This window comes from Micromonospora sp. NBRC 107095 (genome assembly GCF_030269705.1).
Classification (GTDB): Bacteria; Actinomycetota; Actinomycetes; order Mycobacteriales; family Micromonosporaceae; genus Micromonospora; species Micromonospora parva.
In genome coordinates this window covers 1,082,244-1,097,436 of the sequence record NZ_BSTU01000001.1, presented here as the reverse complement: position 1 = coordinate 1,097,436, position 15,193 = coordinate 1,082,244, and the positions used below count along the sequence as shown (strand labels likewise).

Below are 15,193 nucleotides of genomic sequence, written 5' to 3'. Positions count from 1 at the left end.
AACGGGCACGGCGTCGCCCGCGCACCCGGGTCACCCCGCGTTGACGGACATTCCCGGATTTCCGGGCGTCAACCGGCAACGGGTTTGCGCTGCGCGGACCAAATCCACCAGGCTGGTCGCCATGCCCGCCGCCTCGACCACCCTCCGCATGCTCGCCGTGTCGGTCATCGCGTCGCTCACGGTCACCGGCTGTCAGACATTCGAGGACGCCGGAGTCGCCATGGGCCGCTCGGAACTCGTCAACGATCTCGCCGCCCGACTCGACCGGGCACTGGAGTTGACCTACTCGGCCACCTACCAGCTGCCCGGCGGCCAGCGCGCCGCGATCGTGCAGGCACAGGACCCGACGCGATCCACGTACACCTACCCGGGCGGGCAACTCACCGTCACCCCGGACGCCATCACCCGGTGCACGACAACCGGCGCCCGCCCCGAGTGCACGCTGGTCGCCCCGCCGACCCCGGGCAGCAAGCCCACCGTGACGCTGTTCGGCGAGGCCAACCGGCAGGGCCTCGTCACGCCGCCGGTGGTGGTCGGCCTGCTCACCGCCGCCGCGCTCGACCCGCAGGCGGTCATCAAGCAGAGCGACACGACCGTCGCCGGGCACCACGCCGCCTGTGTGGCGGTGGAGAGTTCGTCCGGCGACTTCACCGCCTGCGTCACCACCGAGGGTGTGCTCGGCAGCTTCACCGGGCCGGTCGACGGCAAGCCGGTGGAGCTGGCGTTGAGCGACTACTCCACGACCGTCGACGAGGCCGCGTTCGAGCCGCCCGCCGGCGCCGGCGTCGTCGACCGCCGCCCCGGCGGCTCGTGACCGGTGCGGTGCTTTCAAGATCCGCACAAGTTCGGGGATGTTGCTGCCTCCTGGGCGCTGGAAGCAGCAACATCCGAGAAGTTGTGCGGATCTTGAGGCGGGACGCGGTGACGGCGCGGGCGCCGGTGTTGCTCAGACCCCGAGCAGGGTGCGCAGGTGACGCGGGGGCGGGCAGTCGTGGGCGAGCATCGCGTCGTGCCAGTCGCGGACCGACACCCCGTCCGGGCGGGCGGCGGCGATGTCGGCCACCTCGCTGTAGCCGACGAAGTAGGTGGAGAGCTGGGTCGAGGTGAGTTGCGCGCGCCGCCACTTGCCGGCCGCCTCGCCCTCCTCCTGGAAGCCGCGCCCGGTCATCAACGCCATCGCCTCGGCCTCGGGCAGGTCCTCGGCGTGCACCAACTGGTCGAGCAACGCGTTGATGGTCATCCGGAGCTGCATCTTGAGCTGCTGCAACCGCACCGGCAGACCACCGAAGCCGAGACCCGTCATCACCTCCTCCGCGTAGACCGCCCAGCCCTCGATGAACGGGCCGGACTCGGCCAGCGCGCGGACCCGGGTGCCACCGACGTAGCGGCGGGCGTGAGCGAGCTGGAGGAAGTGCCCCGGCATCGCCTCGTGCACCGTCAGGTTGCGGATCATGTGGTCGTTGTATTCGCGGTAGAACGACTCGACGCGGTGCGCCGGCCAGTCCGACGGAGTGGGCGCGATGCAGTAGAAGGTCGGCACGGTGGCGGTCTCCAGCGGGCCGGGCGCGTCGCAGTACGCCACCGCGACGCCCCTGGCGAACTCCGGCATCTCCTGGATCACGCACCGGTCGTCGACCAGGGTGACCAGGTCGTGTGCGCGGACGAAGTCGGTGGCCTCGTCCAGTGTCACCGCGGCCAGCTCGACGATCGTCGCGTCGTTCGGGTGCTCGGCGGCCAGCAGGTCCAGCGCCCGGCGTACGGACGCGTCGTCGGCCGGCCCGCCGACCAGCTCGACGGCCGCCTCACGGATCTCGGCGGTGACCCGGTCCAGGTTGGCCCAGGCGCGCCGCTGGATCTCGGCGGCGCCCAGCTCGGTGTCGAGGGTGTGCCAGAGCCGGGCCTCCCAGCGACGCCGGCCCAGTCGCGGGTCACGGCCGGGGCCGGCATCGGCGGCCAGGCCGGCACGCAGCCAGGCGACGAACTCCTCCAGCGCGGCGATCGCGGCGGTGGCCGCCGGCTCGACCCGGTCGAGCTGGCTCGGCGCCTGGGCGAGCAGCGCCGGCAGCTCGTCGCGGATCAACGCGGCCGTGCCGGTGAACTGCCCGACCGCCGTCTCCGCGTGGATCCGCGGCATGTCCCGCAGCGTCGCGCGGGCGGTGGCGAGGGCGTCCGGTACGGCGGCGAGCCGGCCGGCCAGTTGGGTCAGCCGCACCTCGGCAGGAGCGTACGGGCGAGCCAGCAGCGGGTGCAGCAACGGGCCGGGGTTGTGTCGCAGCGGATCCCACTCGTGCGACCGGATCTCGGTCAGCTCGAACAGCTCCCGGTCCACGAATGAGGTGAGCAGCGCGTGGTCGACCTGCTCGTCGACGTCGAGGGAGTCCGGGTCCAGTTCGGACAGCGCGTTGGCCGCGTCGGAGAGCATCGCCCGGTCGGCGGCCAGCCCGTCGGCGGACAGGTCCGGTAGCCGGTCGTCGAACCGGTGGTCCCCGGCAGCGGTGGCGACCCCCGGCCGCGACTCCAGCAACGCCTCGACGACCCGCTCAGCCAGCACCCCAAACGCTTCCACCCGCCCACAGTACCGACCGCCCCATCGGGCTCGGCCGGTTCCGCCCCGTTGGGTCGATCATGAAGTTGTTGCCGTTCGCCTCGGCGTGTCGGAGCAACAACTTCATGATCAACGGAGGGCCGGAGGTGGGGGTTCGGCGGTCCGGATGAGCTCGGCGTGGGCCAGGGTGGCGCGGCGGAGGGCGGCTTCGGGGTCGAGGCCCGCCTCGCGGGCCGCCGCCACGGTGGCCAGCAGGCCGGCTCCCAGCCTCGCTTCGGCGTCCTGCTGGGCGTCGGGCAGCGGCGGCGGGACCTCGATGCCCCGGCGGGCGGCACGGTCCAGGATCTGCGCCGCCAGAGCCAACGCCGGCTGGCTCAGGGCCACGCCGTCCAGCACCGAACTCCGGGCCTTCTCCGCGCGCTTGATCCGCTCCCAGTTCTCGGTGATCTCCTCCAGGGTGCCCACCTCGGCACCGGCGAAGACGTGCGGATTACGGCGGATCATCTTGTCGACCAGCCCACCGGCCACGTCGTCGATGGACCACCGCTCATCCTCGGGCAACTCCTCGGCGAGCCGCGCGTGCAGCACCACCTGCAACAACACGTCGCCCAACTCCTCGCGCAGCGCGTCGGTGTCGTCGGCGCTGATCGCGTCGTACGCCTCGTAGCTCTCCTCCAGCAGGTAACCGGCGAGGCTGCGGTGCGTCTGCGCCCGCTTCCACGGGTCGCCACCCGGCGAGGCCAGCCGGTCCAGCACGGCCACCGCGTCGAGCAGCCGGGCACCCGGCGGATCCCACGAGCCGTACATCAGCTCCATCTCGGCCAACCCCGGTTGCCGGGCCAGCCGCAGGCCCAACTCCCGGGCCAGCGCCTCGTCACCCGTCGGACCGGCCAACCACACCACAGTGCCGTGCGCCGCCACCGCGTCCAGCAACGGCTGCGTGGCCGGGCCGTCCACCACAGTGACCTCGGCGCCCGCCTGACGCACGGCCGTGACCATCTCACCGTCCGAGCCGGTCAACACCGGGTGCTGGCGTACGACGTCCCAGGCCGCGGCGGTCAACAGGCCGGCCGGCAGCCGGGGCGAGGTGACCAGCAGGACGATCCGTGCCGACATGCTCAGCTGGCCGTGCCCTGCTCCGGTGCGGGAGCCTCGTCGCCCGGCGCGCCGCTCGACGGCAGCGGCTCCGGGGTGGAGATGTCGGTGACCGGGCCGGCCTCGTTGATGTACGGCAGCGAGTAGAAGACCAGCGACTGGCCGGTGCTCACCACCGACGGCACGCCCACCGCCCGGTAGCGCGGGTTGATCGTGACGTCGACCCGGCGCGCCTCTTCCTCGAGCGCGGTGCTGAGAGCGGTGGCGCTGCGCACGAAGCCGCCGTCGCCGAACGCCTGACGGACGTTGGCCACCGACATCCCGGCGTCGATCGCCCCGGTCTTGGTCAGGGCGTCGTAGACGGCCATCAGCGAATCGTCGCTCAGCTCAGCCGGCGGAAGCTGCTGGTTGAGCACCTGGAGCAGGTCGATCCAGTCACCCCAGAGCTTGGCGTACTCGGTGCTCGCCGGCACCCGCAGGTTCTGCTCAAGCTGCTGCGGGCTGACCTCGTCGGGCACCTGGATGTTCTTCGCCGCGGCCACCCGCTTGCCGAGGTCCAGGCTGACCAGCAGGTTGACCACGTCCTGACGGGTCACCGCCGCACGCAACTGCTCCGGAGACGGCGTCGCCCCCGCCTGACCGGCCTCCCGCCGGACGGCGTCGCCGTACTTCGTCTGCACGTCGTCGTAGATCGCGTCGACCCGGTCCACGGAGTAGGCGGTGTCACCGACATAAGCGGCGATGTTCGGTGCGGACTTGCCGCAGGCAGCGAGGGAGAGGACACCCAGGGCCGCGACGCTGGCGGCGGCGATCACACGGCGAGCACGCATACCCGTCACTCTCTCATGCCCTCCCCCAGGCTGTGACGGCCCCCACCACACCGCGGACCCGCCTCAACCCGCCGCGACGGCGAGCGGGGCGGGAGCACCGAGCACATCGGAGAGCAGTTGCGCACACCACTGCAGCAGCGCCTGGTCCCGCAGCGGCTCGCCGCCGATCCGCCGGGTGGTCGGTCGGGGCACGCTGACCTGGTCGGTGGCCTGCTTGTAGACGGCATCCGGGTGGTAGCGCTTGAGCCGCAACTGCTTCGAGTCCGGCAACGGCAACGGCCCGAAGCGGACGTGCTTGCCCTGCATGGACACGTCGGTCAGGCCGTAGCGGCGGGCCAACAGGCGGAACCGGGCCACCTCCACCAGGTTCTGCACCGGGGCCGGCGGCTCGCCGTACCGGTCGGTCATCTCGGCGATGACCTCGCCCAACCGCTCCTCGTCGCGCGCCTCGGCGAGCTTGCGGTACATCTCCAGGCGCAGCCGCTCCACGCTCACGTAGTCGTGCGGCAGGTGCGCGTCGACCGGCAGGTCGATCTTGACGTCGGTCTCCTCCTCCGGCCGTTCACCCTTGAACGCGGAGACCGCCTCGCCGACCATCCGCACGTACAGGTCGAAGCCGACACCCTCGATGTGGCCGGACTGCTCGCCGCCGAGCAGGTTGCCGGCGCCCCGGATCTCCAGGTCCTTCATGGCCACGTACATGCCGGCGCCCAACTCGGTGTGCTGGGCGATGGTCGCCAACCGCTCATGGGCGTGCTCGGTCAGCGGCTTCTCCGGCGGGTAGAGGAAGTACGCGTACGCCCGCTCCCGGCCCCGGCCGACCCGGCCCCGGATCTGGTGCAGCTGAGCCAGGCCGAGCAGGTCGGCCCGCTCCACGATCAGGGTGTTGGCGTTCGGGATGTCGATGCCCGACTCCACGATCGTGGTGCACACCAGGACGTCGAACTCCTTCTCCCAGAAGCCGACCATGACCTTCTCCAGGGCGTCCTCGGTCATCTGGCCGTGCGCCACCGCGACCCGCGCCTCGGGCACCAACTCGCGCAGCCGCCGCGCTGCCCGGTCGATCGACTCGACCCGGTTGTGCAGGTAGAAGACCTGCCCGTCGCGCAGCAACTCGCGGTGGATGGAAGCCGCCACCTGCCGGTCGTCCTGCGCACCCACGAAGGTCAGCACCGGGTGCCGCTCCTCCGGCGGGGTGGCGATGGTGGACATCTCCCGGATGCCGGTGATGGCCATCTCCAGGGTCCGCGGGATCGGGGTGGCCGACATGCTCAACACGTCGACCGAGGCGCGCAGCGTCTTCAGGTGCTCCTTGTGCTCGACACCGAAGCGCTGCTCCTCGTCGACGATCACCAGACCGAGCTGCTTGAACCGGGTGGCGGTCTGGAGCAGCCGGTGGGTGCCGATGACGATGTCGACGGTGCCGTCGGCGACCATCTCCAGCGTCCGCTCGGTCTCCTTCGCGGTCTGGAACCGGGACAGCTGCCGGATCTGCACCGGGAACTGGCTCATCCGTTCGGCGAACGTGTTGTAGTGCTGCTGCACCAGCAGCGTGGTCGGCACCAGCACCGCCACCTGCTTACCGTCCTGCACCGCCTTGAACGCCGCCCGGACGGCGATCTCGGTCTTGCCGTAGCCGACGTCTCCGCAGATCAACCGGTCCATCGGGACGGTCTGCTCCATGTCCCGCTTGACCTCCTCGATCGCGGCGAGCTGGTCCGGCGTCTCCTGCCACGGGAAGGCGTCCTCCAGCTCCCGCTGCCACGGCGTGTCCGGGCCGAACGAGTGACCCTTGGACGCCTTGCGGGCGGCGTAGAGCTGGATGAGCTGCGCGGCGATCTCCCGGACCGCCTTGCGCGCCCGGGCCTTGGACTTCTGCCAGTCCGAGCCGCCCATCTTGTGCAGGGTCGGCTGCTCACCGCCCACGTAGCGGGAGAGCTGGTCGAGCTGGTCGGTGGGGACGAACAACCGGTCGCCGGGCTGGCCCCGCTTGCTGGCCGCGTACTCGATGACCAGGTATTCCCGGCTGGCACCGTTGACGGTCCGCTGCACCAGCTCGACGTAGCGGCCGATGCCGTGCTGCTCGTGCACCACGAAGTCGCCGGCCTTGAGCTCAAGCGGGTCGATGGTGTTGCGCCGCCGGCTCGGCATCTTGCGCATGTCCCGCGTCGAGGTGCCCCGACCGCCTGTCACGTCATTGCCGGTGAGCAGCACGAAGCGGGACGCCTCGTCGACGAACCCGCTGCCCAGCGCGCCGCAGGTGACCACCAGCTCGCCGGGGACGGGCGCGGTCGGCACCTCCTCCACCAACCGGGCGCCGAGGCCGGCGTCGCGCAACACCTCCACCGCCCGCTGGGCGGGGCCGTGCCCCTCGAAGACCAGCGCGATCGACCAGCCGTCGCCGGACCAACGCTTGAGGTCCTCGACGACCCGCGCGGTCTCACCGTGGTAGAGCGGGGCCGGCTGGGCGGCGAGGGTCACCGCGATGGCGTCGTCCGGGGTGACGGAGGCCTGCTCCGGCGCGTCCTCCCAGGGCTGCCGCGTCTCAGCCGTCTCCCCCTCCACCAATCCGAACGGGGAGAGCGTCCACCACGGCTGGCCGAGCTTGCCGGCGGCGGCGCGTACCTCACCGAGGGTGCGGAAGGCGGCGGCGCCGACGTCCACCGGGGCCTGGCCGCCGACCGCGGCGGCGGCCCAACTGGCCTGCAAGAACTCCTCCGAGGTACGCACCAGGTCGTGCGCCCTCGTGCGGATCCGCTCCGGGTCGCAGAGCAGGACGTGGGTGCCGGCCGGCATGGCGTCCAGCAGCAGCTCCAGCGAGTCGGGACCGACCAGCACCGGGGCCAGCGACTCCATCCCCTCCACCGGGATGCCCTCGGCCAGCTTGTCGAGGATCTCGGCCAGCTCCGGGTGCTGCTCGGCGAGCGCGGCGGCCCGGTCGCGCACCGCCGGGGTGAGCAGCAGCTCACGGCAGGGCGGCGCCCACAGCAGCGGGACCTGCTCGATGGTCCGCTGGTCGGCGACGGCGAAGGTGCGGATCTCCTCCACCTCGTCGCCCCAGAACTCGACCCGGGACGGGTGCTCGTCGGTGGGCGGGAAGACGTCCAGGATGCCGCCGCGTACCGCGAACTCGCCGCGCTTGGTGACCAGGTCGACCCGGGCGTACGCCATGTCGATCAACCGGCGGGCGACCTCTTCCAGGTCCGCCTCCTCGCCGGCGGCGAGCTGCACCGGCTCCAGGTCACCGAGCCCTTTGAGCTGGGGCTGGAGCAGTGAACGCACCGGGGCCACGACCACCCGCAGCGGCCCGGTCCGGCCGTGGGCGTCGGCCGACTCGGGGTGCGCGAGGCGGCGCAGCACGGCCAGCCGTCGACCCACGGTGTCCGAGCGTGGGGAGAGCCGCTCGTGCGGCAGCGTCTCCCAGGAGGGGAAGACCACGACCTGTTCGGCCGGCAACAGCCCGCCGAGCGCGGCGGCCAGGTCGTCGGCCTCCCGGGTGGTGGCGGTCACCGCGAGCACCGGGCGCCCGGCCCCGTCGTTGTCGGCGGCGACAGCCGCGACGGCGAACGGGCGCAGCGCCGCCGGGGCGGTGATGTCGAGGCCGTCTACCTGGGCGGCACCGGAGCGCGCCAGGTCACGCGCCCGGGCCAGCCCGGGGTCGGCCAGGGCGGCGGAGAACAGACCGGTGAGCATGCGAGATCACTTCCCACGGATGGCACGACGATCACCCCGCGTCCAGGACGGACGGGGGGTGCACCCGGCAAGCCTATCTCCGTCGACCGACCATCTCCCGTTACCCGCCACCTGCAGCGTCAGCGGGTACGCCGTCCGTCGGACTGACTCGTCCCGCTGTCCTCGGTACCGGTAGGGCACGCGGCCGCCAGCTGGACCAGGCGAGGTTGATCGTCGCTTGGAAAGGCCCAGCTCAAGCCGGAACAGCGCGCCGCTGACGGTCGGATGACTTCCGTGCCGCCGACAGTCGGAACAGAAGACAGCTGACTGCACAGTTCCGGCTGCACACCTGCGCAGCACAATTGCGCAGATCAATAGTCGATTCTCGATTTGGATAGCTAGCGTGAATGCAGTCGTCACGACGACTGATGATCGAGCCCATGGGGGCACGGGAGAGGGGAAGAAAAGACCGTGAAGAGAATGCAGGCAAGGGTGGGGGTGGCCGCGGCTGCCATTGGTGTCGCCGTCGTGGGCTTGGCGGTGCCGGCGTCCGCCGCCAGCACCGAGTCCGACCAGGCTGCGGCGGTTGTGCTCGGTGCGGACAGCGCCGCCGGCATCCCCACTGCGGAACTGCCGTTCCGCTCGGGGGCCACCGAATCGAGGGCAGGGACGATGGCCGCCGGGTGGCTGGGCACCTGCCGCCCCTACCCGAATCCCAACAACTCGCGCAGCGGCGGCGGGTGGTGCGACGGCAACGGGCCGGACGCCCGCTATCGGGGATGGGTCGACTGCAGCAACGGGTATAGCTACTCGGGGCCGGAGCGCTGGGCGGGCGATCAGCGCCGCTCGTACGGAACCTGCCCGAGCGGGACGTCACGAATCAGCTACTGGGTGCACGGCTACTACGTGTGACCCTGCTGACCAGGGGGGCGCGGCGCGCTGGCGCGCCCCCCTGGCGTTCGGCCGTCTCGACTACGGTGCGCCATCGACCCCAGCAGCCAGGCGAGTTGAAACCGGCTCCCAGCGTCCATCCGCATCATCAGCCCTTGCACGGCATAGCAGACCGTCCGCCGGCTGATCTCCAACTCGCGGGCCGCAGCCTCGTCCGTACAGCCGGCCGCCAGCAGTTTCACGATGCGGCGCTCCCGGGGCGTGAGAGGCATTTCGCCGAGGTCGGCAACCGCCGACACAGCGAGGCGCCCAGGATGCGCCTTTGCGCGTGCGTCTTTCTCCATGACCATCTCCTCCGCGACTTTCAACGCTTACTACCGGACACCTTTACCAATAGACAACCATCACGGAGGCCACTCTATTAGATCGACGCGATAATTATCCCCCCACTTCAACATGAGTCTGAATCACGACATCCGGCAACCATTTCCGCATCCCGGAAACCGGATCGGTGCGCACTCGCGACAGGAGTATCACGCATTCGAAGACGGATGGGAGTTGGATACTGCCCCGTGCCCATTGCCCGAAGGACGACCTGATGACCGGTCGGCGAATCTTGCCGACGTGGGAAACCTCGGCGTGGGCAGCGGCATCGGTCGTCGCCACCGGGCTGATCTACCGAGCCGTTCTCGTGGCACTCCCCGCTCCCAGCTCGTGCTCTTGGGACGTGCCGAGATCCGGCGCAGCACCTCGCCAACCCGACCGATCCACACACCCCTTTCACTGCAAGATCCGCGCAACTTCAGGGAGAGTGGAGACGCCGCAACGATGAGGCAACACCTCCCCCTGAAATTGCGCGGACCTTCACCGCGCGCGGCCCCACGCGGATCTCCACCGCACGGCCCACGCGAATCTTCACCCGTGGCACCTACACGGATCTTGACCGGCTACCGGAGGCGTGGTCGAGTCTCGGGATGGGTGAGCAGTGGCGGGCACAGTTCGACGCGGAGGTGAGCTTCGCCAACGGAGGCGGGCTGAACACCGAGGGGTTCCGGCTGGACATCCCCGGTCCCCAGATCACCGACAACGACCTGGCGGCGTTGTTCGTGCGGCACCTCGGACTGCTGATGGTCGCCGAGGTCCGACTCAGCGCGAAAACGATCATCGAAGAGCCGCACAAGGGCGGCCGGGGTGTCGCCGCCGACGAGTCCGGCTCCGATCGCCGGCTGGTCGAGCTGAGTCATGTGATCAGCGACGGGATGACCACCCTGCCCGGTTGGCCGGCGCCGGAGATCACCGACTGGCTGACTCTCGCGGCGTCCCGGGACCGGTACGCCCCGGGCACCGAGTTCCACGTGGCCCGAATCGACATGATCGCCAACACCGGCACGTACCTGGACACGCCCGCCCACCGCTGGGCCGGCGGGGACGACCTGACCGGCGTGTCGCTGGACCGTCTCGCCGACCTACCGGGGGTGGTCGTCCGGGTGCCGGCCGGCATCCGCGCGGTTGACCGGCTCATGCTGGCCCCGTACGAGGTGGCCGGTCGGGCGGTGTTGCTGCACACCGGGTGGGATGCGCACTTCGGCGCCGAGCGGTACGGCGCGCCGGAAGCGCCGTACCTGACCGGGGACGGCGCCCAGGCGCTTGTCGAGGCTGGGGCGGCGCTGGTCGGCATCGACTCGATCAACATCGACGACATGACCCCGGCGGCCGCCGGCGTACGCCCCGCGCACAGCGCGCTGCTCGCCGCCGGCATCCCGATCGTGGAGCACCTGACCGGCCTGGGCGCGTTGCCGCCGAACGGGTTCCGGTTCACGGCGGCCCCGCCGATGGTGGCCGGCATGGGCACCTTCCCCGTTCGCGCCTTCGCCGTCGTCTCCGCTGGCACCTGAGGCCCGACACCAGCGACACCTGACCCACCACCGTCACCCCTGGGGAGGAAACGATGCCCGCCGAGGGAGTCGGCAGTGATCCACGTCGCCGCACCACACCCGCCCGGTGGCGGGTGCTGGGGCACCCGGAGGGGCTGCTCGTCTACCAGGCGCGGTGCATCGTGGAGGACCACGGCTGGACGGAGTCCACCGTCGTGGACCGGCACAAGGTCATCCTGGGCCGCTCCGGGGCGTACCGGCGTCGGCTCAACGGTCGGGTCGAGATCTCCGACGCCACCTCGGTGCTGTTCACCCGCCCCGGCGACGAACTCGCCGTGGCCCACCCGTTCGGCTGCGGTGACTCGTACACCTGCCTGGAGATCGACCCGGTGGTGCTGGCGGCCCGCCCGGACGCGGAGGGTTGGCTGGACCGGGGTGGGTGGTCCGGATCCTCCGACGCGACGCTGGACCTGGCGCACCGGCTTCTGGTGGCGGAGTTCCGGCGCGGGCTGGACGGGTTCGAGATGGCCGAGCGGTTGCACCGGTTCCTGACCCACCTGCTGCGGCACAGCCCGCTCGGCGCGGACGAGGGGCTCGACCCGACGGTCCGCCGTCGACCGGCGACGCTGGTCGCCCACCGGCGGTTGGCCGACCGGGCCCGGGAGGTGCTGGCCAACTCCGGTTTCACGCTGAGCCTGGACGAGGTCGCCCGGGAGGTGGGCAGCTCGCCGCACCACCTCAGCCGAGTCTTCCACCGGATGACCGGCAGCAGCCTGACCAGTTACCGGAACCGACTGCGGGTACGGGCGGTGCTGGACACCCTCGCCGAGCCCGACGGTCGTCCGCTCGGTGCGTTGGCCACCGAGTACGGGTTCGCCGACCAGGCACACCTGACCCGGGTGGTCCGGGAGCAGGTGGGCCACCCACCGGCCCGCCTGCGCCGGTTGCTCACCCCCACGGGCGAGACCCGGACCGGGTCGGGCTGACCCGCCGGCGGCTGCGGACACCGTCGATGAGGCCCCGTCAGCGGACCTGCGGCGCCCCTCGAGCACGCGCGACCGGGGGCGTCGGGCCTCCCCGAACAGGCCCGCGTGCCCCCGTCGCCAGGACGGCCTCCGGTCCGGCAGGAACCATCCTCGGGCCGTCTGGCCGCCGCGTCTTGAAGAAAATTGCTCAGTAACGCACCGCGGTCCGGCGCTCGCCTGGGGCCAACCGACGACGATGGCTCCGAAAGGCGGCGAGCAGGTCTCGCTCCCCCATGTTCCGGTCCCGGCGCACACCGCCGTCTGCCCGCACGGACCGATCATGGTGGTTGAGATCACGTCGCAAAACACACGTCCGGAGGCAGTGGATCACGCGGGGGCCCTCCGAACATCCGGTCCGCGCGGATACCATCCAGTAAGTCGGACAGCGCTGTCCTTCGTATCCACGCAAGGGAGCGCATCGTGACCGACCAGCACGACCACGACGGCCCGGACGCCGCACTGCGCGCCGACATCCGCCGACTCGGCACCCTGCTCGGCCAGACCCTGGCCCGCCAGGAGGGTCGCCCGCTGCTCGACCTCGTCGAGGAGATCCGCGCCCAGGTCCGCAGCGACGCCCCGGCGGCCGCGCAGCGCCTCGGCGGGCTCGACGTGACCACCGGCACCAAGTTGGCCCGCGCCTTCTCCACCTACTTCCACCTGGCCAACATCACCGAGCAGGTGCACCGCGCCCGGGATCTGCGCCGTCGCCGCGCGGTGCAGGGCGGCTGGCTGGACCAGGCCGCCAAGATGATCGCCGAGCGAGGGGTGCCGGCCGAGGAGATCGCCAACGCCGCTCGCCGGCTCGCGGTACGACCGGTCTTCACCGCGCACCCGACCGAGGCGGCCCGCCGGTCGATCCTGTCCAAGCTGCGGGCGATCGCCGACGAGTTGGACACCGAGACCGCCAACGCGATCCTCTACGGCGCCAGCGACGAGGGCCCGGCCAACCGCCGGTTGGCCGAGCTGCTCGACCTGATGTGGCAGACCGACGAACTGCGGCTCGACCGGCCGGACCCGACCGACGAGGCCCGCAACGCGATCTACTACCTGCGCGACCTGTACGCGGAGGCCGCCCCGCAGGTGCTCGACGACCTGGCCGAGACGCTGCGCACGCTCGGCGTGGAAACCTCACCGACGGCCCGGCCGTTGAGCTTCGGCACCTGGATCGGCGGCGACCGCGACGGCAACCCGTTCGTCACCCCGGCCGTCACCCGCGAGGTGCTGACCATCCAGCACGAGCACGGCATCGCCGCCACCGAGAAGGCGATGGACCACCTGATCAACGAGGTCTCGGTGTCGCGCCGACTGCGCGGGGTGTCCCTGGACCTCTCCGCCAGCCTCGCCGCCGACCTGGACGCGTTGCCCGAGGTGGCGCAGCGTTTCCGCCGGGTCAACGCGGAAGAGCCGTACCGGCTCAAGGCGCGCTGCGTGAAGGCGAAGCTCGCCAACACCCGGCTACGGTTGCGTCAGGGCACCGCACACGTGCCCGGTCGGGACTACCGGGGCTCCGCCGAGCTGGTCGCCGACCTGGACCTGCTGCGCGCCTCGCTGGCCCGCAACTCCGGGCAGCTCACCGCGGTCGGCCGGTTGGCCTCCACCATCCGTACGGTCTCCGCGTTCGGCCTGCACCTGGCCACCATGGATGTCCGGGAGCACGCGGAGGCGCACCACGCGGTGCTCGCGCAGCTCTACGAGGCGGTCGGCGAGGTCTCCGACTACCCGGCGCTGACCCGGCTGGAACGCACCAAGCTGCTCGCCGACGAGCTGACCGGCCGCCGCCCGCTGTCCACGCTGGACACGTCGCTCACCGAGCCGGCCCGCAAGACGTTCGACGTGTTCGGCACCATCCGGGAGGCACAGGACCGGTTCGGCGCGGAGGTGATCGAGTCGTACATCATCTCGATGACCCTGGGCGTCGACGACGTGCTGGCCGCCGTGGTGCTGGCCCGCGAGGCCGGCCTGGTGGACGTGCACAGCGGGCGGGCCCGGATCGGGTTCGTGCCGCTGCTGGAGACCCCGGCCGAGCTGAACGCCGGCGGTGAGCTCCTCGACGAGTTGCTGTCACTGCCCGCGTACCGGGCGCTGGTGACCGCCCGCGGCGACGTGCAGGAGGTCATGCTCGGCTACTCCGACTCGAACAAGGAGGCCGGGATCACCACCAGCCAGTGGTCGATCCACCGGGCGCAGCGCGCACTGCGCGACGTGGCCGCCCGGCACGGCGTGCACCTGCGGCTCTTCCACGGCCGGGGTGGCACGGTCGGGCGTGGTGGCGGGCCGACGCACGAGGCGATCCTGGCGCAGCCGTACGGCACGATGGACGGCGCGATCAAGGTGACCGAGCAGGGCGAGGTGATCTCCGACAAGTACACCCTGCCCTCGCTGGCCCGGGAGAACCTGGAGCTGACCCTCGCCGCGGTGCTCCAGGCGACCCTGCTGCACACCGCGCCCCGGCAGCCGGCCGAGATGTTGGAGCGCTGGGACGCGACGATGGACGTGGTCTCCGAGTCGGCGTTCCGGTCCTACCGGTCGCTGGTCGAGGACCCGGACCTGCCGGCGTACTTCTGGGCGTCCACCCCCACGGAACTGCTCGGCGCCCTGAACATCGGCTCCCGGCCGGCGAAGCGCCCGAACACCGGCGCGGGGCTGTCCGGACTGCGGGCCATCCCGTGGGTGTTCGGCTGGACGCAGACCCGGCAGATCGTGCCGGGCTGGTTCGGCGTCGGGTCCGGGCTGGCCGCCGCCCGCGAGGCGGGGCTCGCTGACGTGTTGGCCGAGATGCACCGTAACTGGCACTTCTTCCGCACGTTCCTGTCGAACGTCGAGATGATGCTGACCAAGACCGACCTGAGCATCGCCCGCCGGTACGTCGAGACGCTGGTGCCGAAGAAGCTGCACCCGATCTTCGAGCAGATCGAGCGGGAGTACGAGCTGACCAAGCGGGAGGTGCTGGCGGTCACCGCCTCACCGGCCCTGCTGGAAAACTCGCCGGTGCTCCAGCGCACCCTGGCCGTCCGCGACACCTACCTGGAGCCGCTGCACCACCTGCAGGTGGCGCTGCTGCGGCAGTACCGGGAGTCGGGTGCCGCCGGGCGGGCCATCGCCACCGCCCCGGGTGGTCGACGCGCACCGAGCGACGGCACCGCCCTGGAACGCGCGCTGCTCACCACGGTGAACGGCATCGCCGCCGGAATGCGCAACACCGGCTGATCAGCAGGTACGACGACGGGCCCTGGTCACTGCGACCGGGGCCCGTCGTCGTCG

The 15,193-nt window shown here is 71.3% G+C and carries 10 protein-coding genes; 5 read left to right on the top strand and 5 right to left on the bottom strand.

Going from position 1 to position 15,193, the window contains the following annotated elements; all coding sequences use genetic code 11:
- Positions 1-121 precede the first annotated feature (121 nt).
- Complete coding sequence (locus QSK15_RS05215; RefSeq protein ID WP_285793128.1) at positions 122-814, top strand: hypothetical protein; 693 nt, start codon at positions 122-124, stop codon at positions 812-814.
- A 132-nt stretch (positions 815-946) separates the two neighbouring features.
- Here the strand turns inward: QSK15_RS05215 and QSK15_RS05210 are convergent, their stop codons facing one another.
- The 4 genes from QSK15_RS05210 to mfd form a co-directional block, all read right to left on the bottom strand.
- Positions 947-2,566 carry a DUF885 domain-containing protein gene (locus QSK15_RS05210; protein WP_285793127.1) on the bottom strand — a complete coding sequence of 540 codons (1,620 nt, stop codon included), beginning with the start codon at positions 2,564-2,566 and terminating at the stop codon, positions 947-949.
- A gap of 108 nt (positions 2,567-2,674) precedes the next feature.
- Complete coding sequence (locus tag QSK15_RS05205) at positions 2,675-3,661, bottom strand: nucleoside triphosphate pyrophosphohydrolase (protein WP_285793126.1); 987 nt, start codon at positions 3,659-3,661, stop codon at positions 2,675-2,677.
- Positions 3,662-3,663: 2 nt separating this feature from the next.
- On the bottom strand, positions 3,664-4,470 hold the full coding sequence (locus QSK15_RS05200; protein ID WP_285793125.1) for a hypothetical protein: 807 nt from the start codon (positions 4,468-4,470) through the stop codon (positions 3,664-3,666).
- Between the two features lie 63 nt (positions 4,471-4,533).
- The gene (gene mfd, locus QSK15_RS05195) at positions 4,534-8,163 is read right to left on the bottom strand and encodes a transcription-repair coupling factor (protein ID WP_285793124.1); all 3,630 of its coding nucleotides are present in this window, start codon (positions 8,161-8,163) and stop codon (positions 4,534-4,536) included.
- Between the two features lie 459 nt (positions 8,164-8,622).
- Here mfd and QSK15_RS05190 point away from each other — a divergent pair, with 459 nt between their 5' ends.
- A complete protein-coding gene (locus tag QSK15_RS05190; protein ID WP_285793123.1) occupies positions 8,623-9,054 on the top strand; it encodes a hypothetical protein in 432 nt (143 codons plus the stop codon).
- Here QSK15_RS05190 and QSK15_RS05185 read toward each other — a convergent pair.
- Positions 9,045-9,305 (bottom strand): helix-turn-helix domain-containing protein, encoded by a 261-nt coding sequence (locus tag QSK15_RS05185; protein ID WP_285794338.1) that lies wholly within the window; start codon positions 9,303-9,305, stop codon positions 9,045-9,047. The two genes, QSK15_RS05190 and QSK15_RS05185, sit on opposite strands and share 10 nt — an antisense overlap.
- 702 nt (positions 9,306-10,007) lie before the next feature.
- Here QSK15_RS05185 and QSK15_RS05180 point away from each other — a divergent pair.
- The 3 genes from QSK15_RS05180 (at position 10,008) to ppc (ending at position 15,139) form a co-directional block, all read left to right on the top strand.
- Positions 10,008-10,928, top strand: coding sequence for a cyclase family protein (locus tag QSK15_RS05180; protein WP_285793122.1), 921 nt, complete (start codon positions 10,008-10,010; stop codon positions 10,926-10,928).
- Between the two features lie 53 nt (positions 10,929-10,981).
- Positions 10,982-11,893, top strand: a complete 912-nt coding sequence (locus QSK15_RS05175) for a helix-turn-helix domain-containing protein (RefSeq protein ID WP_285793121.1) — start codon at positions 10,982-10,984, stop codon at positions 11,891-11,893.
- Between the two features lie 459 nt (positions 11,894-12,352).
- The gene (ppc, locus tag QSK15_RS05170; protein WP_285793120.1) at positions 12,353-15,139 is read left to right on the top strand and encodes a phosphoenolpyruvate carboxylase; all 2,787 of its coding nucleotides are present in this window, start codon (positions 12,353-12,355) and stop codon (positions 15,137-15,139) included.
- The last annotated feature ends 54 nt before the right edge of the window (positions 15,140-15,193 follow it).